The organism is Herbaspirillum sp. WGmk3 (assembly GCF_023952535.1).
Classification (GTDB): domain Bacteria; phylum Pseudomonadota; class Gammaproteobacteria; order Burkholderiales; family Burkholderiaceae_D; genus Herbaspirillum; species Herbaspirillum huttiense.
Window position 1 is genome coordinate 1 of sequence record NZ_JAKYWT010000162.1, and the last position, 235, is coordinate 235.

Here is a 235-nt window from a genome sequence, read left to right on the forward strand (position 1 = left end):
CGCGTCGCGGTTGTAAAAGCGGCCATCGCCCCCAATGATCAGGGTCTTGCCGCGCAGACTCGTCTCGACATCGAAAATAGACTGCAAGAAATTCTCGAGATAATGCGGCTGCTGGAACACGGCAACCTTCTTGCGTAGTCCAGCAGTGCCGGACTTCTGGTCCGAGTAGGGTTTGGTCTGCAGTTCGCGGATTGGCATGTTTTTTCTCTTGACCGCGCGCGTTGTCGCGCCATTG

At 56.2% G+C, this 235-nt stretch carries 1 pseudogene; it reads right to left on the bottom strand.

Annotated features, from left to right (window positions below):
• A pseudogene (locus tag MKD49_RS26300) lies at positions 1 to 198 on the bottom strand (alpha-D-glucose phosphate-specific phosphoglucomutase); the annotation flags it as partial.
• Positions 199 to 235: the final 37 nt, after the last annotated feature.